We start from the raw sequence: 26,444 nt of genomic DNA, 5'->3' as shown, positions 1-26,444 counted from the left end.
TCGCTCCCACAGGGTTCTGTATCAGGCTTGACTCTCGCGTCGCTAGCGGCCAACTTCCACGCCACCGCCACAAAAAAGCATCCATCCATGTCCATGCCTTCCCTGTTGTCCCAGCACATCGTCCGCCGTCCGCAGCGTATCGCGCTGCTGCAACATATCGCCGAGCAAGGCTCGATCACCCGCGCCGCGAAGAGCGCCGGCCTGAGCTACAAAGCGGCGTGGGACGCCATCGATGAGCTGAACAACCTCGCGCAAAAACCGCTGGTCGAGCGCGCCGTCGGTGGCAAGGGCGGTGGCGGCGCGAAACTCTCCAGCGAAGGCGAGCGCGTTTTGCGCCTGTACCAGAAACTTCAGGCCTTGCAGGCGCAGGTGCTGGAGGCGGCAGAAGACGCCAGCGACCTCGATCTTCTCGGTCGGTTGATGCTCAGAACCAGCGCACGCAATCAGTTGCACGGCAAAGTCGTGGCGATCGTGGCGCAGGGCCGCAATGACCTGATCCGCCTCGAACTGGCCGAAGGGTTGTGCCTCGACGCCCAGATTACCCACGACAGCACCGTGCATCTGGAGCTGCAAGTCGGCACCGAAGTGGTGGCCCTGATCAAGGCCGGCTGGCTGGAATTGCTCGGCAGCGAGCAATCTGCAACGTCTGGTCACAATCTTCTCAAAGGCACCATCGAAGCAATTCTCGACGCCGAAGACGGCCCGAGCGAAGTGCGGATCACCCTGCCCAACGGCCATACCCTCTGCGCGCTGGCGGAACCGCTGGAGTTGCGCACGCGCGGGCTGAGCGTGGACCAACCGGTGCAGGTGCAGTTTTCGCCGTCCAATGTGCTGATCGGCACGCCGCTGTAATCGGGCTCTGCAACAAAAGCTTCATCGCCTCCCTTTAAGGTTGCTGCCAAAACCAAGCAGGGAGCCTGATGTGAGCCTATTAGAAGAAAACCAATCCACTGACCTGGAAAAAATGGTCGGCCTCAGCCGTCGCGGTTTCATCGGTGCCGGTGCACTGTGCGGCGCGGCAATGTTTCTCGGCGGTAGTCTGTTGAGCCGCAGCGCGCTGGCCACCGGCGTCAGCGCCGGTAACAGTCGCTTGCTCGGTTTCGAGAGCATTCCTGCCGCGACCACCGACGTCATCACACTGCCCAAAGGCTACAAGTCTTCGGTGCTGATCAGTTGGGGTCAGCCCCTGCAAAAGAACGGCCCGGCCTTCGACCCGAGCGGCAACGGCACCGCCGCCGCACAGGAAGTGCAGTTCGGCGACAACAACGACGGCATGAGCCTGTTCGCCTTCCCCGACGACCGCAACCGCGCGTTGATGGCGATCAACAACGAATACACCAACTACCGCTACCTCTACCCGCACGGCGGCATGCCGCAATCGGCCGAAGACGTGCGCAAGGCACTGGCCTGCGAGGGCGTGTCGGTGATTGAAGTGCAGCGCAAGAACGGTCAATGGCAGTTCGTTCAGGGCTCGCGCTACAACCGGCGCATCCACGGCAACTCGCCGTTGCGCATCAGCGGCCCGGCGGCCGGTCATGACCTGATGAAAACCGCTGCCGACAAGCACGGCAAGAAAGTCCTCGGCACGTTCCAGAACTGCGCCAACGGCAAAACGCCGTGGGGCACTTACCTGACCTGTGAAGAAAACTTCACCGACTGCTTCGGCAGCAGCAACGCCCAGCAGCAGTTCGACCCGGCGCAGAAGCGCTACGGTGTCTCGGTCGCCAGTCGCGAGATCAACTGGCACCCGTATGACCCGCGCTTCGACATGGCCAAGAACCCCAACGAACTCAACCGTCACGGCTGGGTGGTCGAGATCGATCCGTTCGATCCGCAATCGACCCCGGTCAAACGCACCGCGCTGGGCCGCTTCAAGCATGAAAACGCCGCACTGGCCGAGACCGATGACGGTCGCGCCGTGGTGTACATGGGCGACGACGAGCGTGGCGAGTTCATCTACAAATTCGTCAGCCGCGACCGCATCAACCACCGCAATGCCAAGGCCAACCGCGACATCCTCGACCACGGCACCTTGTACGTGGCCAAGTTCGATGCTGGCGACGGCAACCCCGATCACCCGAAAGGCCAGGGCCAGTGGATCGAGTTGACCCACGGCAAGAACGGCATCGACGCCAGCAGCGGTTTCGCCGACCAGGCCGAGGTGCTTATCCACGCACGCCTCGCCGCCAGCGTCGTTGGCGCAACGCGCATGGACCGCCCGGAATGGATCGTCGTCAGTCCGAAGGACGGTCAGGTTTATTGCACCCTGACCAACAACGCCAAGCGTGGCGAAGACGGCCAACCGGTGGGCGGACCGAACCCGCGTGAGAAAAACGTTTACGGGCAGATTCTGCGCTGGCGCACCGACCGCGACGATCACGCGTCGAAGACGTTTGCCTGGGATCTGTTTGTGGTCGCTGGCAACCCGGGCGTGCATGCCGGGACGCCGAAGGGCGGCTCAAAGAACATCACCCCGCAGAACATGTTCAACAGCCCGGATGGCTTGGGTTTCGACAAGGCTGGGCGTTTGTGGATTCTGACTGACGGTGACTCGAGCAATGCCGGGGACTTTGCCGGGATGGGCAATAACCAGATGCTCTGCGCCGATCCGAAGACCGGTGAGATTCGTCGGTTCATGGTCGGGCCGATTGGTTGCGAGGTGACGGGGATCAGCTTCTCGCCGGATCAGAAAACCCTGTTTGTCGGGATTCAGCATCCGGGGGAGAACGGCGGTTCGACCTTCCCTGAGCATTTGCCGAATGGCAAGCCGCGGTCGTCGGTGATGGCGATTACCCGTGAGGACGGTGGAGTCGTCGGCGCCTGACAGACCCTCATCGCGAGCAGGCGAAGGCCTACATTTGGAATGCGTGCGTTCCCCTGTAGGATTGAGCCTGCTCGCGATGGCTTCAGCACAGACACCAACCACCTCCCCCGCTGCCATCTGCGCTACCATGCTGGGCCGGACGCGGCAGCCTGCTGCGCGCAGGAGTCAGCATGGCCCACCCGTTTGAAACCCTCACCCCCGACCTCGTCCTCGATGCCGTTGAAAGCATCGGGTTCCTGAGCGATGCGCGCATTCTGGCGCTCAACAGCTACGAAAACCGCGTCTATCAGGTCGGCATCGAAGACTCCGAACCGCTGATCGCCAAGTTCTATCGTCCGCAGCGCTGGACCAACGAAGCCATTCTCGAAGAACACAAGTTCACCTTCGAACTGGCCGACGTCGAGATTCCGGTGGTCGCACCGTTGATCCACAACGGCGAAACCCTGCACGAGCATGCCGGTTTTCGTTTCACCCTGTTCCCGCGTCGCGGCGGTCGTGCGCCGGAGCCGGGCAATCTTGATCAGCTGTATCGCCTCGGCCAGTTGCTCGGGCGTATTCACGCGGTCGGCGCGACCAAGCCGTTCGAACACCGTGAAGCCCTCGCCGTGCAGAACTTCGGCCACGCTTCGCTGAACACCTTGCTCGAAGGTAACTTCATTCCGAAAAGCCTGCTGCCGGCCTACGAGTCCGTCGCCCGCGACCTGCTCAAACGCGTGGAAGATGCCTACGCCAACACGCCGCACCAGAACATCCGCATGCATGGCGACTGCCACCCCGGCAACATGATGTGCCGCGACGAAATGTTCCACATCGTCGACCTCGACGACTGCCGCATGGGCCCGGCGGTGCAGGACATCTGGATGATGCTCGCCGGCGACCGCCAGGAATGCCTGGGGCAGTTGTCGGAATTGATGGACGGCTACAACGAGTTTCACGATTTCGATCCGCGCGAACTGGCGCTGATCGAACCGCTGCGCGCCTTGCGCCTGATGCACTACAGCGCCTGGCTGGCGCGGCGCTGGGATGACCCGGCGTTCCCGCACAGCTTTCCGTGGTTCGGCACCGAGCGGTATTGGGGCGATCAGGTGCTGGCGTTGCGTGAGCAACTGTCCGCGCTGAATGAAGAGCCACTGAAACTCTTCTGATCAAAATCAAAGATCAAAAGATCGCAGCCTTCGGCAGCTCCTACCTTGGAATGCATATCCCTGTAGCTGCCGAAGGCTGCGATCTTTTCGCTTTCTGACACGACACATCTATACAAGCTCCTTACAATCCCTCCTTTGTTAGCTGCCTGAGCAAGGATTCTGCATGCAAGCCGCCAACCCGCGCCGCGGGTACATTCTGGGCCTGAGTGCCTACATCATCTGGGGCCTGTTCCCGATTTACTTCAAAGCCATCGCCGAAGTGCCGGCCGTCGAGATCATCATCCACCGGGTGCTGTGGTCGGCGCTGTTTGGTGCGCTGTTGCTGATGGTGTGGAAACACCCGGGCTGGTGGCGCGAGTTGCTCGACAACCCCAAACGCCTGGCGATTCTGGCCTTGAGCGGCACGCTGATCGCGGCCAACTGGCTGACCTACGTGTGGTCGGTAAACAACGGGCGCATGCTCGAAGCGAGCCTCGGTTACTACATCAACCCGTTGGTAAACGTGCTGTTGGGTATGTTGATTCTTGGCGAACGCTTGCGGCGGATGCAGTGGATCGCGGTCGGTCTGGCGGCGGTCGGTGTGGCGCAACAGGTGTGGCAGGTCGGCAGTCTGCCGTGGGTATCGCTGGTGCTCGCGCTGACCTTCGGTTTCTATGGTCTGATCCGCAAGCAGGCGCCAGTCAAGGCGTTGCCGGGGCTGGTAGTGGAAACCTGGATGCTGGTGCCGATCGCGATTGCCTGGCTGCTCTTCAATCAGACCGCGACCAGCGCTCAACCGGAGTTCTGGACCACGTCCCAAGCCTGGTGGCTGGTGGCGGCCGGTCCGGTGACATTGGTCCCGCTGGTGTGCTTCAACGCCGCCACGCGCCACTTGCCTTACACCACAATCGGCTTCCTGCAATACCTGGCGCCGACTCTGGTGCTGCTGCAAGCCGTGCTGCTGTTCGGTGAGCATCTATCGTCCAGCACATTGGTAGCATTTATCTTCATCTGGGCCGGTCTGGCCGTTTACAGCGTCGATGCGGTGATCAGTTTGCGCCGGCGCAGCTGATCAAAAAACGCACAAACCCTCACAGGCCACGGTTCTCGTGGCCTGCATCGTTCCTTCCCAAGGTTATCCACAGCGTGATCCCCGCCGTTTGTGTGCAAGTCACTGAATGCTGGCGGTTTTTTGATCAGATCGTGCAAAGCCACGGCGGGCCTGACGCTGCGGGCTGTCTCTACAGGTTATCCACAGGCAGGTGCACGTTTAAACTGGATAACCTGATCGGCGCTTAAACATCTGTGCGTAACACCAGTTCGACCATCAGATCGTCAGCCAGAGTTTCCAGGCGCGACTGCAAGACGTCGAGCGACAAGGTCAGCGGCACCGCGAGAATCGCCTCGGCGTGAAACAGCGGCTCGCTGCTCATCGGCGCTGGACGTACCTCAGTCACCAGCCGCTCAAGGTTGACGCCCTGCTCGCTCAACAATCGCGTGATATCGCGCACGATCCCCGGCCGGTCATTGCCCACCAGGTCCATGGCGATCGGTTTCCAGGTGCAGGATTGCTCGATGCCACTCTCGGCAATCAAGACGCGGATGCCATGCGTCGACAGTGCTTGTAGGGAATCGACTAATTCGTCGTAAGCCTCCGCCGGCACGCCCACCCGAAGAATGCCGGCGAACTGCCCGGCCATCCGCGACATGCGGCTTTCCAGCCAGTTACCGCCGTGTTCGGCAATGCATTGGGCGATGCGCTCGACCTGCCCGGGTTTGTCCGGGGCAAAAACGGTGAGTACGAGATGGTCCATGGCGTCGCCCTCTTGTCATGACTTTTGTTATAGAAGGGGAAGTATAGGCAAGGGTCGATTTTGCGTTGAGGCGACCGACGCTTTCGCGAGCAGGCTCGCTCCCACATAAACCGGTGCCATAGCAGCCAAATACCATTTATGTGTACAACTTTTTATATTTAGCTGGAACAATCCATCTGTTTTTTGAGAACATCCCGTTCCGCGATGTGACCGCAATGCGACATGAGGTCGCAGAACGACGTAATTAGTCTGATTTTCACAAGCGCAACTCATCATGTAGTATGCCGCAGCGCGCACTACATAACGCTGAATCGATGTCCGCCCAAAGCCTGTTCGCAACCCTGAAAGCCCCGTCAGCAAGGCCCCAAGCCGTTGATTGGTCCCAGCCCAGCCGCCAGCAATGGCATGTACTGGTCGGCAGGTTTGTGGTTTAAATGGCCCAGAGGCTTCATTGTCAAAATTGAAGAGCTGAAAAGCGAAATAGCTGAGCAGAGTGAGGCAAGCAATGACTGAACACGTTCAAGTCGGTGGCCTGCAGGTCGCCAAAGTCCTGTTCGACTTCGTGAACAACGAAGCCATTCCCGGTACCGGCCTCACCGCCGACAAATTCTGGGAAGGTGCCGACAAGGTCATTCATGACCTGGCGCCGAAGAACAAAGCCCTACTCGCCAAACGCGATGACTTCCAGGCTCGTATTGACGCCTGGCATCAGGAACGCAACGGTCAGGCGCACGACGCCGTGGCCTATAAAGCCTTCCTGCAAGAAATCGGTTATCTGCTGCCAGAAGCGGCTGATTTCCAGGCAACGACGCAAAACGTCGATGATGAAATCGCCCGTACCGCCGGCCCACAACTCGTTGTGCCGGTGATGAACGCCCGCTTCGCTCTCAATGCCTCGAACGCCCGCTGGGGTTCGTTGTACGACGCCCTCTACGGCACCGACGCGATCAGCGAAGACGGTGGCGCGGAAAAAGGCAAAGGCTACAACAAGGTGCGGGGCGACAAAGTCATCGCCTTCGCCCGTGCGTTCCTCGACGAAGCCGCGCCATTGGCTGCGGGTTCTCACGTTGATTCGACCGGTTACAAGATCGCTGACGGCAAACTGCTGGTCACCCTCAAGGGCGGCAGCAACAGTGGCCTGCGCGATGATGCACAACTGATCGGTTTCCAGGGCGACGCCAACGCGCCAATCGCCATTCTGCTGAAACACAACGGTCTGCACTTCGAAATCCAGGTCGACGCTACTACCCCGGTTGGTCAGACCGACCCGGCCGGCGTCAAAGACATCCTGATGGAAGCGGCGCTGACCACCATCATGGACTGCGAAGACTCCGTGGCCGCCGTCGATGCCGACGACAAAGTGGTGATCTACCGCAACTGGCTCGGCCTGATGAAGGGCGACCTCGCGGAATCCGTGTCCAAGGGTGGCCAGACCTTCACCCGCACCATGAACCCGGATCGCACCTACACCGCGCCGAATGGCGGTGAAGTGACGCTGCACGGTCGTTCGCTGTTGTTCGTGCGCAACGTTGGTCACCTGATGACCATCGACGCGATCCTCGACAGTCAAGGTAACGAAGTGCCGGAAGGCATTCTCGACGGTCTGGTCACTTGCCTCGCGGCGATGCACAACCTCAACGGCAACACCTCGCGTCGCAACACCCGCACAGGTTCCGTGTACATCGTTAAACCGAAGATGCACGGCCCGGAAGAAGCGGCGTTCACCAACGAGCTGTTCGGTCGCATCGAAGACGTGCTCGGCCTTACGCGCAACACGCTGAAAGTCGGGATCATGGACGAGGAACGCCGCACCACGGTCAACCTCAAGGCCTGCATCAAGGCAGCCAGCGAGCGCGTGGTGTTCATCAACACCGGTTTCCTCGATCGCACCGGCGACGAAATCCACACCTCCATGGAAGCCGGCCCGGTTGTGCGCAAGGCTGACATGAAGGCTGAGAAGTGGATCGGCGCCTACGAAAACTGGAACGTCGATATCGGTCTGAGCACTGGCCTGCAAGGTCGCGCGCAAATCGGTAAAGGCATGTGGGCGATGCCTGACCTGATGGCGGCGATGCTCGAGCAGAAAATCGCTCACCCATTGGCCGGTGCCAACACCGCTTGGGTTCCGTCGCCGACTGCTGCTGCGCTGCACGCGCTGCACTACCACAAGGTCGACGTGTTCGCCCGCCAGGCCGAACTGGCCAAACGTGCCCGCGCTTCGGTAGACGATATTCTGACCATCCCGCTGGCGGTCAATCCGAACTGGACGCCAGAGCAGATCAAGAACGAACTGGACAACAATGCCCAGGGCATTCTCGGTTACGTGGTGCGCTGGATCGACCAGGGCGTCGGCTGCTCGAAAGTGCCGGACATCAACGACGTCGGCCTGATGGAAGACCGTGCCACGCTGCGTATCTCCAGCCAGCACATCGCCAACTGGCTGCGCCATGGCGTGGTGACCGAAGCGCAAGTGATGGAAAGCCTCAAGCGCATGGCGCCGGTGGTTGACCGTCAAAACGCCAACGACCCGCTGTACCGTCCGCTGGCCCCGAACTTCGACAGCAACATCGCCTTTCAGGCGGCGGTCGAACTGGTGATCGAAGGCACCAAGCAGCCGAACGGTTACACCGAGCCGGTGCTGCACCGTCGTCGTCGCGAGTTCAAGGCTGCCAATGGCCTGTAAATTTGCGTAGATGGTGGATGTGAAAAAGCCCTGATCGAAAGATCAGGGCTTTTTTGTTTGTGCGGCGGGGTTGGGTTTGTGGTCGACTTCAGATCCATCCCCCTCACCCCAGCCCTCTCCCCACGGGGGCGAGGGGGAAAGGGAGCCGATCTATATGCTTTTCAAAAACTGGGCTCGGCTCAGGAATTGCCAAGGGTTGAGGGGAAAGGGAGCAGATCTATATGCTTTTCAAAACCGGAGTTCGACTGAGGAATTTCAGGTCGGTGTACCTTGCACATCCACCTCGGTCAGTCCCCTCTCCCTCTGGGCGGTCCGACGTTTCGGGAGGGCTAGGGTGAGGGGCTTCTAAGGCTCAATACCCAATTCATGCTTCACCAACGCCAACAACTTGCCCGTATCAATCGGCTTGAGCAGAAAATCCACCACACTCAAATGCATCGCCGCAATCGCGTCCTTCACATCGGCATCGCCGGAAACAATGATGATCGGCATCGCCGCCCGCACCGATTCACGCACCTGGCGAATCAACTCAAGACCACCGACATGGCCCATGCGCAGGTCCGTGATCACCAGCCCAATCGAGGGCTTTTCCGCGAGCATCTTCAGCGCCGTTTCACCACTGGCCGCGGTCAAGCAACGAATACCGTCCAACGCGAGAATCTCCGACAACAGCTCCCGGGCGTCTTTGTCGTCATCGACGATCAGCACACGCTGCGGCGGCAGGTCGGGTTCGAGCATCACTGCGCTGAGCGCTTCTCGCTCGGCGTCGCTCAAAATATCGTGGTCGGACATGGCGTTCTCTAAGTATTCAAATCAATCCCTTGGCAAGTGGTCAGACAGCGCTGGGCAGAGCTTCAATGTGCACTTCGTCGGATTTTTTTCCAAGGGGGTAACCGAGGGAATTTCCGACTGTTTGCGTAGGGCATCTCCGAAACTTCGCCAATGGTGGCAAAACCTAGACTTACGTCCAATGGGCACCCTGTCCGTAGGGGTCGACCATGGCCATAACGATCCGACAACAACAATTCGAAAAAGACTGCGGTAATGGTTATGAGTAAAGCGGACGCCTTCACCCAGGCAGGGAAAACCGCGGTATTGCAGAACATTCAGGGCACCCTGCAATTTCTTCAGCGCTTCCCGCCCTTCAATCAGATGGAACACGCCCACCTCGCTTATCTGGTGGAGCAATGTCAGCTGCGTTTCTACGGCCAGGGCGAAAGCATCATCAAACCCGCCGACGGCCCGGTTGAACACTTCTATATCGTCAAGCAAGGTCGGGTGGTCGGCGAACGTCAGCACATCACCAAGCCCGGCACCGAAACCACCTTCGAGATCACCACCGGCGAATGTTTTCCGCTGGCCGCGTTGCTCGGCGAACGCGCGACCCGCACCGAACACCTGGCCGGCGAAGACACCTTCTGTCTGCAACTGAACAAACTGGCATTCATCAAACTGTTCGCCCTCTCCAACGCTTTTCGCGACTTCGCCCTGCGCGGGGTCAGCAGCCTGCTTGATCAGGTCAATCAGCAAGTGCAGCAGAAAGCCGTGGAAACCCTCGGCACGCAGTATTCGCTGAACACCCGATTGGGCGAACTGGCGATGCGTCATCCGGTGACCTGCAGCCCTGAAACACCACTGCGCGAAGCAGTGAAGCTGATGCACGAGCAGCAGGTCGGCAGCATCGTCGCCGTGGACGAATTCAAGGCACCGCTGGGGATTTTCACCCTGCGCGATTTGCGCCATGTGGTGGCGGAAGGCATCGGCGATTTCAGCGAAGCCATCGAGCGTCACATGACTCGCGCGCCCTTCTATCTATCACCCGATCACAGCGCGTTCGATGCGGCGATCGCCATGACCGAACGGCACATTGCCCACGTCTGTCTGGTCAAGGATCAACGCCTGTGCGGCGTGGTTTCCGAGCGCGATCTGTTCTCGCTGCAACGGGTCGACCTGGTGCATCTGGCGCGGACCATCCGCAGCGCTCAGCGCGTTGAACAACTGGTGTCCCTGCGTGGCGAGATCGGCCAACTGGTCGAGCGCATGCTCGCTCACGGAGCCTCTTCGACACAGATCACCCACATCATTACCCTGCTCAACGATCACACCGTGTGCCGGGTGATCGAATTGACCCTCGCCGAAAAGGGCGATCCCGGCGTGCCGTTCATCTGGCTGTGTTTCGGCAGCGAAGGCCGCCGCGAGCAGACACTGCACACCGATCAGGACAACGGCATTCTGTTCGACGCGCGAGACGCCGCCCATGCAGCGGAGATTCGCGGCAAACTGCTGCCGCTGGCCCAGCAGATCAACCACAGCCTGGCGCAATGCGGCTTTACCCTGTGCAAGGGCAACATCATGGCCGGCAACCCCGAGCTGTGTTTGTCGCGGGCAGAATGGGCACGGCGCTTTGCAGCGTTTATTCGTGAGGCGACGCCGGAGAACCTGCTCGGCTCGAGTATTTATTTTGATTTGCGCGTGGTCTGGGGCGATGAAAAAAGCTGCGAGCAACTGCGCCGGGGCATCCTCGATCAGGTCGGCGATAACCGTTTGTTCCAGCGCATGATGGCCGAGAACGCCCTGCGCAACCGTCCACCGGTGGGGCGTTTCCGCGAGTTTGTGCTGGCGCGTAAAAATGGCGAGAAAGCCACGCTGGACCTCAAGGTGCAGGGTCTGACGCCGTTCGTGGATGGCGCGCGATTGCTGGCGCTGGCCAACGGCATCGACGCCAACAACACCCTCGAACGCTTCCGTCAGTTGGTCGAGAAAGAAGTCATCGAGCGACTGGATGGCGCGGCGTATGAAGAGGCGTATCACTTCATTCAGCAAACGCGCATGCAGCAGCATCAACTGCAGACGCGGGAGAACCTGCCCTACTCCAACCGCGTCGATCCCGACAGCCTCAATCATCTGGACCGGCGTATCCTGCGTGAATCGTTGCGACAGGCTCAACGCCTGCAAAGCAGCCTGACGTTGCGGTATCAGCTATGAGTCTGTTTTCGTGGCTGCGTCCGGCGAGTGCGGTGGTGCCGGTGGATTTGCAGCAGCGTCTGGCTCAGTTGCCGACGATTACACAGTTAGGCGAATGCACACTGCGCGAACAGCGTTGGGTGGTGCTGGATCTGGAAACCACCGGACTGAACCTGAACAAGGATCGTGTACTGTCGATTGGCGCGGTGGTGATCGAGGATGGCGCGATCGATTTCAGTCAGCAATTCGAACGCACGTTGCAGTGCCGCGAATTGAAGATCAGCCCCAGCGTATTGATTCATGGGTTGGGGCCGAACGCGATTGCCGCTGGCAGCGAACCAGCCGAAGCGTTGCTGGAGCTCATGGAATTTATCGGCGACAGTCCGGTGCTGGCGTTTCATGCGCCGTTCGATCAGCACATGCTCGGGCGCGCATTAAAGGAACATCTGGGGCATAAGCTGCAGCAGGTGTTTCTCGATGTCGCGGACATCGCCCCGCTGGTTTGCCCGCAGGCGCAGATCCGTGAGGCAGGGCTGGATGAGTGGATTGAGTGGTTCAAGCTTGAGGTGTTCGAGCGGCATAACGCGAGTGCCGATGCGCTGGCGACGGCGGAACTGGCGTTGATTCTGTTCAGCCGGGCGCGTGGGCAGCAGATTCATAGTCCTTTGAATTTGCAGCAGCGGTTGAGTCAGTGGAAGCGTAGGCAGCAGGCGCCTTCTTTTTAGAAGCACCCTCACCCCAGCCCTCTCCCGGAGGGAGAGGGGGCCGAACGTGGTGTCTGAAGCCTCACATCGACCTGAAAGACCGAGTCGATTGAGGATTCGCTGAAAATCGTTCAGGTCGGTGTACCTCCAGAATATCCCCCAATCGGTCCCCTCTCCCTCTGGGAGAGGGCTAGGGTGAGGGTTTGCCTTCAACGCCCACCTGACCAGTGGCCAATTGCTAACCATTCCCACCTCTGCCACAATCGCGAACAATTCGCGTTAGTTAACATTTCCCAATCGGTGATGTCCGGTGTCGTCAGTCCCAAGTCCTCACAGTGAGCTCGTCGGTGCGATGTATCGCGACCATCGCGGCTGGCTGCTGGCATGGCTGCGACGCAATGTGGCGTGCCCGCAGCGCGCCGAAGACCTGAGTCAGGACACCTTCGTGCGTCTACTCGGTCGCGACGAAATGCTGACACCCCGCGAGCCGCGCGCCTTTCTGGTGGCGATCGCCAAAGGCCTGCTGTTCGACTACTTTCGCCGCGCGGCGCTGGAACAGGCCTACCTCACCGAATTGATGCTGATCCCCGAAGGCGAGCAACCGTCGGTGGAAGAACAGCAAATGATCCTCGAAGACCTCAAAGCCATCGACCGCTTGCTCGGCAAACTGTCGACCAAGGCCCGTGCCGCTTTCCTTTATAACCGCCTCGATGGTCTCAGCCATGCCGAGATCGCCGCCAAACTCGGCGTCTCGGTGCCGCGCGTGCGCCAGTACCTAGCGCAAGGCATTCGCCAGTGCTACATCGCGCTGTACGGTGAGCCGACGTGAGCCCGGCCAGTTCCCGACCGGTGCCGGCGCATGTGCTGGACGCGGCGATTGCCTGGCAACTGACCCTCGACTCGAGCAGCCCGCTGGAGCGCGAAGAGTTCGCCAAATGGCATGCGGCTCATGAAGAACACGCCCGCGCCTGGCGCCAGTTGGGCATGCTCGATCAACGTTTCAGCGTGGCCAAAGGGCCGGCGCGCGGTGCCTTGCTGCAGTCGCGCGAAGGCATTCGCCGGCGTGTACGCAAGCTCGGCAGTGGGCTGGCCAGCGTTGTGGTGCTGGTCGGTGTGGGGCTGTTTGCCAGTGAACGGTTTTTGCCGCTGGATTACTGGCTCGCCGATCAACGCACTGCTACGGGCGAACAGCGCACCGTGCGCCTGGCTGACGGCACGGTGCTGAATCTCAATACCCACAGTGCGGTGGACGTGCGTTTCGATGAGAAGCGCCGGCTGATCGTGTTGCAGGAAGGCGAGATTCTGGTTGAAACCGGTCATGGCGATGCGCGGCCCTTTATCGTCGAAACCCGCGAAGGCAGCATGCGCGCCCTGGGTACGCGGTTTTTGGTCAAGCGTGAAGACCAAGGCACGCGCCTGAGCGTGTTGCAGTCGGCCGTGGCCGCCCATGCGCAAACGAATCCCGAAGAACAGATTCTCCATGAAGGCCAACAGGTGTTCATGCGCAGCGACGGGCTCGATTCAATTGTCGCGCTCAATCCCGGCGCCGATGCCTGGACCCGCGGCATGCTGGTGGTCGATAACGCACGACTCGGCGATCTGGTGCATGAGCTGGGGCGTTATCGGCGCGGGCATCTGGGCGTGGCGCCAGAAGTGGCGGATCTGCGGATTACCGGCAGTTTCCCGCTGCATGACACCGATAAAGCCTTGAGCGCGCTGCTGCCGACCCTGCCGGTGCAGATCGAGCGGCATACGCCGTATTGGGTCACTGTCGCTAAGGCTGAGCCCTCCTCCCCTTGACCTGATCGTTCCCACGCTCTGCGTGGGAATGCAGCCCGGGACGCTCTGCGTCCCTGCCGAAGCGGACGCGGAGCGTCCATTGAGGCATTCCCACGCCGAGCGTGGGAACGATCAAGCCCGCAGAAATGTGGCTGTTTTCCAGTTAATCGAAATTATTTTCATCCAGCCCTATCACTTTCTGCTTTTCATCCGGCACACAGGCAATTGAGAAATATTTCCATTCAGGAGCCGCCGTATGTCCCGTTCGCTAGACACCTTGTTGCGCCCCAGTCTGCTGGCTGTCGCCATTGCGCTCAGCGCCCCGCTGATCAGCAGTCCGTTGCTCGCCGCTGAACAAGCGTCCAGCGTGCGCGCCTACAACCTGCCGGCGGCGCCCCTGTCGACCACCCTCAACCAGATCGCCAGCCAGGGCGGCATTGCCCTGTCGCTGAATCCGTCGCTGGCAGCGGGCAAGACTTCGGCGCCGGTAAGCGGCCAATTCGATGCAACTGGCGCCCTGCGCGCGGCACTGCGTGGCACCGGTCTGCAACTGGAACAAAGCAGCACTGGCACTTACACCCTGGTTGCCGTGCCTGAAGGTGTGATGGCGCTGCCGGAAACTTCGGTCATCGGCGTGGAAAACCTCGAAAGCGCCTGGGGACCGGTCGAAGGCTACACCGCCACCCGCACCGCCGCCGGCACCAAGACCGACACCGCGCTGGTCGAAGCACCGCGTTCGATCTCCGTCGCCACTCGCCAGCAAATGGACGACCGCAGCGTGCACAGCCTCGACGATGCCGTGCGCTACATGCCGGGCATCACCGCCAGCAGCTACGGCAGCGACACCCGCGCCGACTGGCTGCGTGTCCGTGGTTTCGAACCGACCCAGTTCCTCGACGGCCTGCCCCTGCCGAAAGGCGTTTACGCCAACCCGAAACAGGAAACCTGGAACCTCGACCGTCTCGCCCTGCTGCGCGGCCCGGCCTCTTCGGTTTACGGCCAGACCCCGCCGGGCGGCCTGCTGGACATGGTCAGCCGTCGCCCAAGTGCTGAAGCCAGCAACGAAATCCAGCTGCAGTACGGCAGCGACAACCACCGCCAGATCAACTTCGCCAGCACCGGCAAGATCGATGACGCCGGCCAGTTTCTCTACGGCCTCAGCGGTGTGGTGCGCGACAGCGGCACGCAGGTCGATCACGTCGACAACAAGCGCTACAACATCGCGCCGAGCCTGACCTGGAACATCGACGACGACACCAAGCTCACCCTGCTGAGCCAGTTCACCCGCGACGATACCGGCATCACCAGCCAGTTTCTGCCGGTGCAAGGCACCAAGATCAAGTCACCGTTCGGCGATATCTCCCATCACAAGAATCTGGGTGATCCGGACTGGGAGTATTACGACCGCACCTACTACGCGCTGGGTTATGCCTTCGAACATCGCCTGAACGATGTCTGGCAGTTCAAGCAGAACCTGCGTTACACCAAGTCGGATCTGTCGTTCCAGTCGCTGACGCCGGGCTCTTACCCCTTCGCGCAAGTTGACGATCAGGGCAACGTAAACCGCACCAGCACCAGCGTCGACGAAGACATCAGCCAGTTCGCCGTGGATAACAATTTCCAGGCCGACTTCGCCACCGGCGACATCCGCCACACCCTGCTGCTGGGCCTTGATCACCAGCGCAGCAACACCAACTACACCTCGATCTTCGGTGACGGCCTGACCACCAACGTCATCACGCCGATCTACGGTCAGCCGATCGTGCGCCCGGCGCGCTCGACGGCGTTTTACGATTACAACCAAAAGACCTACCAGACTGGCCTGTACATCCAGGACCAGATGGCCCTCGACCAGTGGCGCCTGACCCTCGGCGGCCGTGAAGACTGGGTGCACACCAGCACCCAATTCATCAACAAGGGCGATGCGACCAACACCCAGCGCGACAAGGCCTTCAGCGGCAACGCAGCGCTCAGCTACGTGTTCGACAACGGTTTCGTGCCGTACCTGTCGTACGCCGAATCCTTCCAGCCGACCACGGGCGCCGACGCCACCTCGACCGGCTCGCTCAAGCCGACCGAAGGCAAGCAGTGGGAACTGGGCATCAAGTACCAGCCACCGGGCAGCAAAACCCTGCTGACCGCCGCCGTGTACGACCTCACTCAGAAGAACGTCTCGGTCAACACCTTCGTCAATAACGTCTCGATCACCAGCCAGACCGGCGAAGTGAAAGTCAAAGGCCTGGAGCTGGAAGCAGTATCCGATGTGACCGACAACCTCAAAGTCATCGCCGCCTACACCCTGGCCAAATCGGAAGTGCAGAACGGCGTCGACAAAGGCAATCGCCTGCAACTGATGCCGAACCAGCAAGCGTCGCTGTGGACCGATTACACCTGGCACACCGGCGTCCTCGACGGCTTCGGCATTGGCGGCGGCGTGCGGTACACCGGCAACACCTACGGCGACAAAGCCAACACCTGGCTGGGCAAGGCGGACGCCTACACCGTATTCGACGCGAGCGTGCATTACGACCTCGGCCGTCTGGACAATAGCCTCAAAGGCGCGTCGCTGGCACTCAACGCGACCAACCTGTTCGACAAGGACTACATTTCCACCTGCGACAGCTTCTACTGCTACTACGGCGACCAGCGCAGCGTCGTCGCCAGCGCCACTTACAAGTGGTAAGCAACTGAGCTGAAACAGGCCCTGTGACCAGGCCGTCCCTCGTGGACGGCTTTGGTGTTTTTGAAGGTCATGAAATGAAAAGTAAAACAATCCGCCGCTGGTCGTTCGTGCACACCTGGACCAGCCTGGTCTGCACCGTGTTTTTGCTGATGCTGGCACTGACCGGTTTGCCGCTGATCTTTCATCACGAGATCGAGCACCTGCTTGGCGATGCGCCGCAAGTGCGCGAGATGCCCGCTGACACGCCACGCCTGAATCTGGCGCAACTGGTCGAGGCCGCCGAAAAGCATCGCCCCGATGACGTCGTGCAGTACTTCGGTTTCGACGACGATGAGCCGAATGCCGTGCTGACGATCATGGCGAAAACCGCCGGCACCGAACCGAACTCGTCGCACACCTTCATGCTCGACGCGCGTACCGGTGAAGCGCTGGAAACCCCGTCGGCCAACGGCGGTTTGATGCTGTTCATCCTGCGCCTGCACGTCGACATGTTCGCCGGGCTGCCGGGCAAGTTGTTGCTGGCGTTCATGGGATTGCTGTTTGTCGTGGCCATCGTGTCCGGGACGGTGCTGTACCTGCCGTTCATGCGCCGTTTGAAGTTCGGCACGGTGCGTCAGGACAAATCCACCCGTTTGCGCTGGCTCGACCTGCATAACCTGATCGGCGTGGTCACGTTGACCTGGGCGCTGGTGGTCGGCGTGACTGGCGTGATCAGCGCTTGCGCCGACCTGCTGATCGCCGCTTGGCGCAACGACGCCCTGACTGCGCTGATCGAACCTTACCGCGATGCGCCGCCGCTGACGCATCTGGCGCCGGCCACACGTTTGCTCGATATCGCCGCCGAAGTGGCACCGGGGATGAAGCCGGATTTCATTGCCTTCCCCGGCACACGTTTTTCCAGCGAACACCATTACTCGGTGTTCATGAAGGGCGGCACGCACCTGACCTCACATTTGCTGACGCCGGTGCTGATCGATGCCACCACGCTGCAGGTCACCGCCGTGGCCGAACGGCCGTGGTACATGGACGCCATGGGCATGTCGCAACCGCTGCACTTCGGTGACTACGGCGGCATGCCGATGAAGATTCTCTGGGCCACGCTCGATGTGCTGACGATCATTGTGCTCGGCAGCGGCGTGTATCTGTGGCTGGTGCGGCGCAAAGCGGTGAAGCCTGTGCCGGAAACGGCGGAGGTGTCTGCATGAAGCCGCGGCAATCGAATTTCTGGAAAGTGTTCAGCACACCGATCGTGATTGCATTGCTCAGTGCGGCGGGGTTGTTTGCGGCGTTGTTGGGGGATGGGATTTGGGATGCGTTGAGCTGGGTCGGGCTGGGTGTCCCGGCATTTCTGGCGGTCAGGGGATTGCTGCTGCGCGGGTGAAGTCTGCGCTGCCTGGGATGGCCCCTTCGCGAGCAAGCTCGCTCCCACATTTGAAATGCGCTCCCCTGTGGGAGCGAGCTTGCTCGCGAAGGCGGCAGTAATTACACCATCAATTTCTCGCCAGCCTCGCCGCATCTGGCTAGGCTAACCACCTGCTCTTCGATGATCACCGAGGTTTGCCAATGTCCGCCCCCAGCATGACCCTGTACCACAACACGCTCTCCCCGTTCGTGCGCAAAGTGATGGTATTGCTGCACGAGACCGGTCAGCAGGATCGCGTCGCGCTGCAAGAGTGTGTGCTCAGCCCGGTCAGCCCGAGCGCCGAGCTCAACGACGACAACCCGCTGGGCAAGATCCCCGCGCTGCGTCTGGCCGACGGCAATGTCATCCATGACAGCCGCGTCATCCTCGATTACCTCGACCAGCAGCACGTCGGCAACCCGCTGATCCCGCGTGAAGGCACAGCACGCTGGCGGCGTCTGACCCTGGCGTCGATGGCCGACGGGATCATGGATGCCTCGGTGATGGTGCGTTATGAGCTGGCCTTGCGCGCGCCGGAAAAACATTGGGACGAATGGCTCGAAGCGCAGCGCGACAAGATCCGCCGCGCCCTCGCTGTGTTGGAAAAGGATGCCATTGCCGAGCTGACCAGCCATTTCGATGTGGCGGCGATCAGCGTGGCCTGTGCCTTGGGTTATCTCGATTTGCGCTTCCCGGACCTGGGCTGGCGTGACACCAATCCGCAACTGGCCAACTGGTTCTTTGAAGTGAGTCAGCGACCGTCCATGATCGCCACGATGCCCAAGCCTTAAATCGGCGTCGCCTGTTCCGGCCTCTTCGCGAGCAGGCTCGCTCCCACGTTGTTTTTGGGTATGGCACAAATCTCTGTTCCAACACCAATCCTGTGGGAGCGAGCCTGCTCGCGAATGCACCACCTCGGTTCCGGCGGCAGCGCTGCAAAAATCAGTGTCACCAAAACCTCTACCTCCCGCTGATCTTCACGCAACCCGCTCATTGCATCGCCCCCACATCAAACTCCAACGGTTTGCCCGGCTTCTGCCCAATGCCGTACCAGTCCAGTTTGCGCGTCAGCACCATGAACACACCAAGCAGACCGAACAGCAACAACGAGCCCATCAACAACGCGTAATCCTCGGCGCTCAGCAAGCCATAGAGCAGGCCATACAACGCCGCCAGCCCCGCCGAAAAACTCAAACCGTGGCGCACACTGCGCAACACATGGCAGACATAAAACCCGATCAACAACACACAGGCACTGGCCGACAACAGATACGCCTGGGCAAAACCGATGTGCTCAGACAGCGACAGCAACAACAGATAAAAGAACGCCAACGCCACGCCAACCAATGCGTATTGCACCGGGTGCACGGCCAGGCTCTTGAGTACTTCGAACAGGAAAAAACCGGCGAACGTCAGGACGATGAACAGCAGCGCATATTTGATCGCCCGATCGCTCTTCAGGTACTGATCCACCGGATCGATGAAGCTCACGCCAAAGCTGCGGCCGTTGAATGCCTCGCAATCATTGCTGCTGACGCAGCGGCTCATGGCATCCAGCAGGTTGGTGGAGAAAAACGTGGTCTGCCAATCGGCACTGAAACCCTGATCGTTGATCTCACGTTTGCCCGGCAGGAAGTTGCCAATGAAACTTGGATGCGGCCAATTCGCAGTGAGGCTGACGCTGCTGCTCTTGCCCACCGGCAGCACCTGCAACGAACCGGTGCCTTGCAGGCGCAAATCAAAACCGAAGCTCAACTCTGTGGTTTTACTGGTGTCGAGCAGCGGCAACGTCACTCGCACACCTTCACCGAGCCAACCGACTTGCGTACCCGGAACGAAATCGAGGCGCTGGCCATCGAGCTCGAGTTTCAGCGCATTTTCGATACCGCGAATATCGCTGATACCGACCGCGAGAAACGGTGCATCGAACTGGTAGTCGCTGAAGTCTTCCTTGATGCCCAATTGCGCCGGCAATGAGAAATGGCCGTTGATACGGTTATCGGCGTGGAACAACCGTGCTTCATAAATGCCTCGTGCACGCAGTTCGGTTTGCACCTGGCCGTCGAGTTCAAATCGTTCCGGCAGGAAGTACAAACGGCCGCGCTCTTCGCTTGGCTCGTCGTAGCGTTGGTTGGTTTTGTCGTTGGTTTTCCAGTTGTGAATCACTTTGCGATACGGCACCACCATCACCGGCCCGCTCAGTTGCTGGCTGTAGCTGGAGCTGCGGGCAATGTCTTCGAGCACACCGTCGCGCAGCTGTTGGCGCTCGTCGATGACGCCGTCGATCATCAGCAGCGGGATCAGCAACAGCAGGATCAGCACGGCGATGGCGCCGAGCTTGATGGTCAGATTCTTGTTCATGGGACTCTCCCTGTTTGGATGGGGAGAGTCTGGTGGTGCTGTATGAGGGGAATGTGGGGGGAATATGGAGATTGTGTGGAGACTTCACTGGCCCCTTCGCGAGCAGGCTCACTCCTACATTTTGGAATGCGTTCCCCTGTAGGAGTGAGCCTGCTCGCGATAGCCGCGCCTCGGTATCAAGACAGGCGCAATGTCACTTCCACACCGTTCTCGACATTGCGAATCTGCATCGCCCCACCATGCAACTTGACCACTTCTTCAACAAAGTTAAGCCCCAACCCGGTGCTTTTGCGTCCACTGTCCGGTCGCGGCAATGAGTAGAAGCGCTCGGTCAAACGCGGCAAAGCGTAGTCAGGAATCGGCGCGGTTTCATTGAAGAGTCGGTAAACCATCTGCTCCTCTTCGCGCTGGGCACTGAAGCGCAACAAGCCCTGACGCGGGGTGAAATCCAGCGCATTTTCCAGCAGATTACCCAACGCCTGACGCAGCAAAAACGGCTCGCCAATCAACAGCAGATCCGCCGCAATGGTCTGTTCGATGCGCAACTGCTTACCTTCAATCCGCGCCGCTTGCCCTTGCAGCAACTCATTGACCAACACAGCCAAAGGCACGGCGACCCGCTCTTCAAGACCCTGGCGCTGTTCCACCTGCGCCAGATTCAACAACCGCTCGATCAGTTGCTGCATCCGCGCACTCTCGCTGTCGATGTTGCCGACGAAGCGCAGTCGCTGAACCGCTGGCATGTCCCCTTGCAGCAACTCCGCGGCGCCACGAATTGCCGCCAGCGGGCTTTTCAATTCATGGGTCAGCGTGTGCACGTAGCGCTCGACGTAAGCCTTGCCTTCCAGCTGCGTGCGCATCTGTTCCACAGCGTTAGCCAGTTGTTCCAGCTCGCCACCGCGATAGTGCGGCACTTCCACCCGCCGGCCTTCGCTCACCGCCTGGGCATAACCGGTCAAACGGTGCAGCGCGCGGCTCAACCACCACGACAGCAACGCGCCAAACAACAGACCTAAACCAATCAAACCGGCGCCGTAAAACAGCAGACGCCGTTCGGTACGATCCACATAGGGCTGCAATGAACTGTTGGGTTTGGCCACAGTGACCACACCGATGATCTGGCCGTTGTCGCGAATCGGCGCGCCGACATGCATGACTGAAGAGCTCGCGTCATCCGCATCGCTGCGGCTCGAACGGGCGCCGTACTCACCGCGCAGGGTCAGGTAGACGTCGTTCCAGCGCGAGTAATCCTGACCGACCGCAACGCCACTGGAGTCGAGCACGACTATTCCTTTGGCATCGGTGACGTAGATGCGATGGTTGACCTGATTTTTCGGCAAACCCCAAATGGTCGCTTGCGGCTGGCGCTCGCCATAGGCGCGCAGCAACTCGGGCCAGCGGTTCTCACTGAGCGTGCCGGCCTTGAAATCATCACGGAGGATTTCCGCCATCAGGTTGGCGGTATCGACCAGGGTTTCTTCGGTGGACTGACGCACGCCGGGGCGGATTTCTTCCATCACCGTGTTGAGCACAAAATAGCCGGTGAGGCCGACAAACAGCACATACACCAGAAAAATCCGCAGCCCCAGTGACATCAGCTATGCCCCGGGCTGTAGCTGTAGCCGAGGCCGCGATGGGTCTGGATCGGCTCGGCGTCGGCGCGCACCAGACGCAGTTTGGCGCGTACGCTTTTGATGTGGCTGTCGATGCTGCGCTCGTAGCCGGCGTCGGCAGCGACGCCCAGCGCATCAAGCAATTGCTCACGGCTGAACACCCGTTCGGGTTGTTCGAGCAGGCATTGCAACAGGCGGAATTCGTGGCGGGTCAGGCTTAACGTCTGGCCGCGATAAGTGATTTGAATCCGCTCGGGATCGATGCGAAACAGCGCCGAAGAGGCTTCAATGACTGGACGCGGCGCCATGCGTTTAAGGATGGCCTTCACTCGCGCCGCGACTTCACGTGGGCTGAACGGCTTGACCACGTAGTCGTCGGCGCCGATCTCCAGCCCGACCACGCGATCAATCTCGGCATCGCGGGCGCTGAGGAACAGCACCGGCACGTCGCTGAAGCGCCGCAGCTGTTTGCAGGTCTCGAAGCCGCTGATGTCCGGCAGGCCGATGTCGAGGATGATCAGATCGGCTGGGGTCTGCCGCTGATGTTCCAGCGCCGCCGCGCCGAGGCTCAGCCACGTGGTGGCGAAGCCCTCACCCTGCAAGGCAAAAATCAGCGTGTCGGCAATCGCCGCTTCGTCTTCGACAATCAGGATATGAGGCATGGCGTCCGAGCCCGTGGTTAAGTGCGCGAACGGTGCCCCAAGCCTGACGTTACGTCAATGAGACCACTTGGTTCAGCAGTCCGGTTTGTCAGCGGTGAAGCGCCGCGCCGGGTTCACGGCCGCGCCGAATTCACGCAAGGCCTTGGCACCGATCAGCAGCGGGTAGTTGAAGTTGCTGCGGTCGGTCAGGTTGACCTCGACAGTACGCTTGACGTTACCCAGGCACAGCTCCAGATCGACCACCGGACGCTTGGCGACTTCGGTGCTTTCGCCCTCGTCTTCTTCATCCGAGCGGCTCTTGATCTTGCTGATGCGCGCGACCTTGTGTTCGTAGACCTTGTTGCTGGCGTCTTTGGTACCGAGGCGGAACCGTACCCATTCATCGCCATCGCGGGTGAAGGTTTCGATGTCCTTGGCCGACAGCGAAGCGGTCAGCGCGCCGGTGTCCATTTTGGCCTTGAGCACTTCACCGCCGATTTCCGGCAACGCGATGTATTCATAGCGCCCGTACAGGGTCGGCTCAGCGGCCATGACTGGCAGGGCGACGAGGGCAAACAGTGCAAGGAGGGATTTCACGTAAGGGGCTTCCTTGAGAGGTTGGGCAACGGGATTTTAGACCGTTGCGCGCTTGATCGTTCCCACGCTCTGCGTGGGTATGCATCCAGTGACGCTCTGCGTCACAGGGACGCGGAGCGTCCCGGGCGGCGTTACCACGCAGAGCGTGGGAACGATCAGGTTAACGCGACTAAAGTGAAACATTCGTCACCGCCGATTTGGCCTGCCGCGCGAAGCTGCTTATCATGGCGCGCCCATCCGTTTGCAAAGAGTTGCTTATGCGCCGCCTGCTCACCGGCTGTTTCGTCACCCTGCTGCTGTTGCTCAACACCCTGATCCTGATCGGGCCGTTGCTGGTGTTTGCCCTGCTCAAACTGGTCGCGCCCGGCCGCTGGCGTGACTATGCGTCGGGCGCGGTGATGTGGATCGCCGAGACCTGGGCGGAAATCGACAAGCTGATTTTCCGCCTGTGCATCCCCACCCAGTGGGACATTCGCGGTGGCGAAGATTTGCGCGGTGACACTTCGTATCTGGTGGTCAGCAACCACCAGTCGTGGGTCGATATTCCGGCGCTGATCCAGACCCTCAACCGGCGCACGCCGTTCTTCAAATTCTTCCTCAAGAAAGAACTGATCTGGGTACCGTTTCTGGGGCTGGCGTGGTGGGCGCTGGATTACCCGTTCATGAAGCGCTACACCAAAGCCTTTCTGGCGAAGCACCCTGAGCTGGCCGGCAAGGATCTGGAAATCACCAAACAGGCGTGCGAGCTGTTCAAGCGTCAGCCGGTAACCGTGGTGAATTATCTGGAAGGCACGCGCTATACAGCGGCGAAAAGCGCCGAGCAGCAATCACCGTTCAGCCATTTGCTCAAGCCCAAGGCCGGCGGCGTGGCGTTTGTGTTGGCGGCAATGGGTGAACAGCTGGATGCAATTCTCGACGTCACCGTGGTTTATCCACAGGCGAAAATCCCGGGGTTCTGGGATTTGATCAGCGGCAACGTGCCGAGAGTCATCATCGACATCAAGACCCGCGAACTCGACCCGGCGCTGTGGCAGGGTGATTACGAGAATGATCCGGCGTTTCGCCAGACCGTCCAGAGCTGGGTCAACCAGCTCTGGAACGAGAAGGATCAGCGCATCGCCGAACTGCGCAGCGAGCGCCGTTGACTCAGCTACCGGTGCCGGCGCCCCAGATGCTGCCCAGGCTTTGCAGCAACGGGCCGCCGACGCCTTGATCACCCAGATACTTGAGCAGCACCGGGGCAAACTGGCCGACCATGCCACTGTCCATCCCCAAGGCGCCGAAAGCGTTGTTCAGGTCGCTGGTGTTCTTCACGTTGCCCAGCGCGTTTTCCAGACCGGCGGATTTGCCCGACGAGCCGAGCAATCCGCTCAACGCCGCCAGATTGCCGCTACCGCCCGACAGCTTGTCGATGCCCGGCACTTCTTTGGCCAGTTGCGAGTAGTCGGTACTGCTCAATTGGTTCTTGGCCAGGCCAAGCATGGCGCTGGTGCCACCGACGGCTTGCTGCGGCGTCACACCCAGACCGGTAACGGCTTGCAGCAGACCGGCGGTCTCCGAGGTCGGCGCGGCGGCGGTGGCAGCATTGCCACCCTGCATGCTCGAAGCCGCCTTGGTCACGTCGTCCAGACTGAAACCGGCGAACACCGGGCTGGCCGCAAGGGTCATCAGTGAAGCCAAGGCAATACCGCGTGAAATCTTCATTCAGACATCCTCTTGCGCTGTGAAAACCACCCGTTGAACGGGCAGCGAAACTGCCGGTTTGACCGGGTATCCGCCGGCATGTTCCGGCGCGGCGCATCCATTTTCATCCGGCCTGCGTATATAAAACGTGAAATCCCGGACACCCTCGCGATGAATGGCACAACTGCTGTCGCTGAACTAGCCTGTGAACAGTCCGAGTCTCGCCCTCGTCGCCCGACCTTTGCCTGGAGAGTCGTCATTTCCATCGCCGACACCGATCAGCTGCGACAGCTGTTGGCCCAGTGTTCACTGGGCGATCGTCGCGCCTTCGAAACGCTCTATCGCAGCGTCGGCCCGCGCTTGCACGGCGTCGCCCTGCGCTTCATGGGCCGCGCGGATCTGGCCGAAGAAGTGCTGCAGGAAGCCTTCGTGCGCATCTGGAACAACGCCTCGCGCTACGAAGCGCACCTGTCAGCACCGCTGACCTGGATGATCAACATCACCCGCAATCAAGCCATCGACCAGTTGCGCAAACACCGCGACCGGCCACTGACGGATCTCGAACAGGACGCGCTGCCGGACGAAAGTCCTTCAGCGCATGATCAGTTGAACAGCGCCCGCGAGGCTCAGACGTTGAACCGCTGTCTGGACACCCTTGAAAGCATGCAGCGCCAATCGATCACCGTGGCCTACTTTCAGGGATTGTCGTGCACGGAACTCGCTGAACACCTGGCCACGCCACTGGGAACGGTGAAATCGTGGATCCGCCGTGGCCTGGAACGTCTGCGCCGGTGCCTTGAATCATGAACTACCAGACCCCTGCCCTGCGCCGCGCCCTGGCTGCCGATTACGCGATCGGGTTGATGGCTGCGCCTGCGCGGCGGCGGTTTGAGCAATTGCTGCTGGACGACGCTGCGTTGAGAGCTGAAGTGGCGCAATGGCAGGAAGCACTGGTGAATCTCACCGAATCCCTGCCCGACCATCCAGTGCCCGACCGCGTCTGGCAAGGCATCACCGCGCGAATCGAACCGCAGGTGCTGCATGTCCCTGAGAAACGACCACTCTGGAACTGGCTACGACTCACGGCAGCCATCTGTTCCATCGCCGTGCTGGTGTTCCTCGGCTCGCTGTATAACCGTGACGACGCTCGCTACCGCGCCACCCTGTTGACCGCTGATGCGCAACCGGCGCTGAAGGTCGAGGCGCATGCGGATTATCTGCAGGTCGAGCCGCTGACGCTGGCGGCGGTTGATGCGGATCGCAGCCTGGAACTGTGGGCGATTCCGGCTGACGGCAAACCGATCTCGCTTGGGGTCATTCCGGCGGGGGGCAAAGGCAAGGTTGAGCTGAGCGAGGTGCAGAAAGCGTTGATCGGTAAACCGATTGCGCTGGCGGTCAGTCTGGAACCTAAAGGTGGCTCGCCGACTGGGCAGCCGACTGGGCCGGTTCTGTATCAAGGGGCGCTGGCGGCGCTGTAAAGCAAAGCCCCTCACCCTAGCCCTCTCCCAGAGGGAGAGGGGACTGACCGTGGGATATTGACGTAATACGCCGACGTGAAAGACTTGCGTTGAA

23 protein-coding genes are annotated in these 26,444 nt (G+C 60.4%); 16 read left to right on the top strand and 7 right to left on the bottom strand.

Annotation, left to right across the window (positions count from 1 at the left end; translation table 11 throughout):
* The first annotated feature begins 87 nt into the window (after window positions 1-87).
* The 4 genes from ACWR1S_RS12155 (at window position 88) to rarD (ending at window position 5,020) form a co-directional block, all read left to right on the top strand.
* Window positions 88-852 carry a TOBE domain-containing protein gene (locus ACWR1S_RS12155; RefSeq protein ID WP_454563649.1) on the top strand — a complete coding sequence of 255 codons (765 nt, stop codon included), beginning with the start codon at window positions 88-90 and terminating at the stop codon, window positions 850-852.
* A gap of 70 nt (window positions 853-922) precedes the next feature.
* Window positions 923-2,824, top strand: a complete 1,902-nt coding sequence (locus tag ACWR1S_RS12150) for a PhoX family protein (RefSeq protein WP_454563648.1) — start codon at window positions 923-925, stop codon at window positions 2,822-2,824.
* A 170-nt stretch (window positions 2,825-2,994) separates the two neighbouring features.
* Window positions 2,995-3,969: a serine/threonine protein kinase gene (locus ACWR1S_RS12145; protein ID WP_016983182.1), complete on the top strand. Its 975-nt coding sequence runs from the start codon at window positions 2,995-2,997 to the stop codon at window positions 3,967-3,969.
* Between the two features lie 163 nt (window positions 3,970-4,132).
* Window positions 4,133-5,020, top strand: a complete 888-nt coding sequence (gene rarD / locus ACWR1S_RS12140; RefSeq protein WP_102900108.1) for an EamA family transporter RarD — start codon at window positions 4,133-4,135, stop codon at window positions 5,018-5,020.
* 223 nt (window positions 5,021-5,243) lie between these two features.
* On the opposite strand, the gene ACWR1S_RS12135 is transcribed toward rarD, so the two are convergent.
* Entirely contained in the window at window positions 5,244-5,762 is a 519-nt protein-coding gene (locus ACWR1S_RS12135) for a glycine cleavage system protein R (protein ID WP_454563647.1), read from the bottom strand.
* A gap of 505 nt (window positions 5,763-6,267) precedes the next feature.
* On the opposite strand from ACWR1S_RS12135, the gene ACWR1S_RS12130 reads away from it, so the two are divergent.
* On the top strand, window positions 6,268-8,445 hold the full coding sequence (locus ACWR1S_RS12130) for a malate synthase G (RefSeq protein WP_454563646.1): 2,178 nt from the start codon (window positions 6,268-6,270) through the stop codon (window positions 8,443-8,445).
* A 345-nt stretch (window positions 8,446-8,790) separates the two neighbouring features.
* Here ACWR1S_RS12130 and ACWR1S_RS12125 read toward each other — a convergent pair whose 3' ends face one another.
* Window positions 8,791-9,237, bottom strand: a complete 447-nt coding sequence (locus ACWR1S_RS12125; protein ID WP_454563645.1) for a response regulator — start codon at window positions 9,235-9,237, stop codon at window positions 8,791-8,793.
* Window positions 9,238-9,495: 258 nt separating this feature from the next.
* Between ACWR1S_RS12125 and ACWR1S_RS12120 the strand changes: the two genes are divergently transcribed.
* The 8 genes from ACWR1S_RS12120 (at window position 9,496) to ACWR1S_RS12085 (ending at window position 18,768) form a co-directional block, all read left to right on the top strand.
* Window positions 9,496-11,430 carry a putative nucleotidyltransferase substrate binding domain-containing protein gene (locus ACWR1S_RS12120; RefSeq protein WP_454563644.1) on the top strand — a complete coding sequence of 645 codons (1,935 nt, stop codon included), beginning with the start codon at window positions 9,496-9,498 and terminating at the stop codon, window positions 11,428-11,430.
* Complete coding sequence (locus tag ACWR1S_RS12115) at window positions 11,427-12,134, top strand: 3'-5' exonuclease (RefSeq protein WP_454563643.1); 708 nt, start codon at window positions 11,427-11,429, stop codon at window positions 12,132-12,134. The genes ACWR1S_RS12120 and ACWR1S_RS12115 overlap by 4 nt, the downstream gene beginning before the upstream one ends.
* 331 nt (window positions 12,135-12,465) lie before the next feature.
* Window positions 12,466-12,942 carry an RNA polymerase sigma factor gene (locus tag ACWR1S_RS12110; protein ID WP_454563642.1) on the top strand — a complete coding sequence of 159 codons (477 nt, stop codon included), beginning with the start codon at window positions 12,466-12,468 and terminating at the stop codon, window positions 12,940-12,942.
* On the top strand, window positions 12,939-13,913 hold the full coding sequence (locus ACWR1S_RS12105) for a FecR domain-containing protein (protein ID WP_454563641.1): 975 nt from the start codon (window positions 12,939-12,941) through the stop codon (window positions 13,911-13,913). Before ACWR1S_RS12110 ends, ACWR1S_RS12105 begins: the two co-directional genes overlap by 4 nt.
* Before the next feature lie 235 nt (window positions 13,914-14,148).
* On the top strand, window positions 14,149-16,575 hold the full coding sequence (locus ACWR1S_RS12100; RefSeq protein ID WP_454563640.1) for a TonB-dependent siderophore receptor: 2,427 nt from the start codon (window positions 14,149-14,151) through the stop codon (window positions 16,573-16,575).
* 74 nt (window positions 16,576-16,649) lie between these two features.
* Window positions 16,650-17,780, top strand: a complete 1,131-nt coding sequence (locus ACWR1S_RS12095) for a PepSY-associated TM helix domain-containing protein (protein ID WP_454563639.1) — start codon at window positions 16,650-16,652, stop codon at window positions 17,778-17,780.
* Window positions 17,777-17,956 (top strand): hypothetical protein, encoded by a 180-nt coding sequence (locus ACWR1S_RS12090; RefSeq protein WP_454563638.1) that lies wholly within the window; start codon window positions 17,777-17,779, stop codon window positions 17,954-17,956. Before ACWR1S_RS12095 ends, ACWR1S_RS12090 begins: the two co-directional genes overlap by 4 nt.
* A 182-nt stretch (window positions 17,957-18,138) precedes the next feature.
* Window positions 18,139-18,768 carry a glutathione S-transferase gene (locus ACWR1S_RS12085; RefSeq protein WP_454563637.1) on the top strand — a complete coding sequence of 210 codons (630 nt, stop codon included), beginning with the start codon at window positions 18,139-18,141 and terminating at the stop codon, window positions 18,766-18,768.
* Window positions 18,769-18,967: 199 nt separating this feature from the next.
* Here the strand turns inward: ACWR1S_RS12085 and creD are convergent, their stop codons facing one another.
* The 4 genes from creD to rloA2 form a co-directional block, all read right to left on the bottom strand.
* Complete coding sequence (creD, locus tag ACWR1S_RS12080; protein WP_454563636.1) at window positions 18,968-20,338, bottom strand: cell envelope integrity protein CreD; 1,371 nt, start codon at window positions 20,336-20,338, stop codon at window positions 18,968-18,970.
* Window positions 20,339-20,514: 176 nt separating this feature from the next.
* The gene (gene creC / locus ACWR1S_RS12075; RefSeq protein WP_454563635.1) at window positions 20,515-21,933 is read right to left on the bottom strand and encodes a two-component system sensor histidine kinase CreC; all 1,419 of its coding nucleotides are present in this window, start codon (window positions 21,931-21,933) and stop codon (window positions 20,515-20,517) included.
* A complete protein-coding gene (creB, locus tag ACWR1S_RS12070) occupies window positions 21,933-22,613 on the bottom strand; it encodes a two-component system response regulator CreB (RefSeq protein WP_454563634.1) in 681 nt (226 codons plus the stop codon). Before creB ends, creC begins: the two co-directional genes overlap by 1 nt.
* Before the next feature lie 72 nt (window positions 22,614-22,685).
* Window positions 22,686-23,189, bottom strand: coding sequence for a retropepsin-like aspartic peptidase RloA2 (gene rloA2, locus ACWR1S_RS12065; RefSeq protein WP_007909997.1), 504 nt, complete (start codon window positions 23,187-23,189; stop codon window positions 22,686-22,688).
* 257 nt (window positions 23,190-23,446) lie between these two features.
* Here rloA2 and ACWR1S_RS12060 point away from each other — a divergent pair, with 257 nt between their 5' ends.
* Entirely contained in the window at window positions 23,447-24,334 is an 888-nt protein-coding gene (locus tag ACWR1S_RS12060) for an acyltransferase (RefSeq protein ID WP_454563633.1), read from the top strand.
* A 1-nt stretch (window position 24,335) separates the two neighbouring features.
* Here ACWR1S_RS12060 and ACWR1S_RS12055 read toward each other — a convergent pair whose 3' ends face one another.
* Window positions 24,336-24,893 carry a DUF2780 domain-containing protein gene (locus tag ACWR1S_RS12055; RefSeq protein WP_064589548.1) on the bottom strand — a complete coding sequence of 186 codons (558 nt, stop codon included), beginning with the start codon at window positions 24,891-24,893 and terminating at the stop codon, window positions 24,336-24,338.
* Window positions 24,894-25,043: 150 nt separating this feature from the next.
* On the opposite strand from ACWR1S_RS12055, the gene ACWR1S_RS12050 reads away from it, so the two are divergent.
* Window positions 25,044-25,679 (top strand): RNA polymerase sigma factor, encoded by a 636-nt coding sequence (locus tag ACWR1S_RS12050; protein WP_454563632.1) that lies wholly within the window; start codon window positions 25,044-25,046, stop codon window positions 25,677-25,679.
* Window positions 25,676-26,350 (top strand): anti-sigma factor, encoded by a 675-nt coding sequence (locus ACWR1S_RS12045; protein WP_454563631.1) that lies wholly within the window; start codon window positions 25,676-25,678, stop codon window positions 26,348-26,350. Before ACWR1S_RS12050 ends, ACWR1S_RS12045 begins: the two co-directional genes overlap by 4 nt.
* The last annotated feature ends 94 nt before the right edge of the window (window positions 26,351-26,444 follow it).

This window comes from Pseudomonas sp. AIG, from assembly GCF_977020205.1.
The sequence above is the reverse complement of the archived record's forward strand: the minus strand, read 5'-3'. Positions and strand labels throughout refer to the sequence as shown.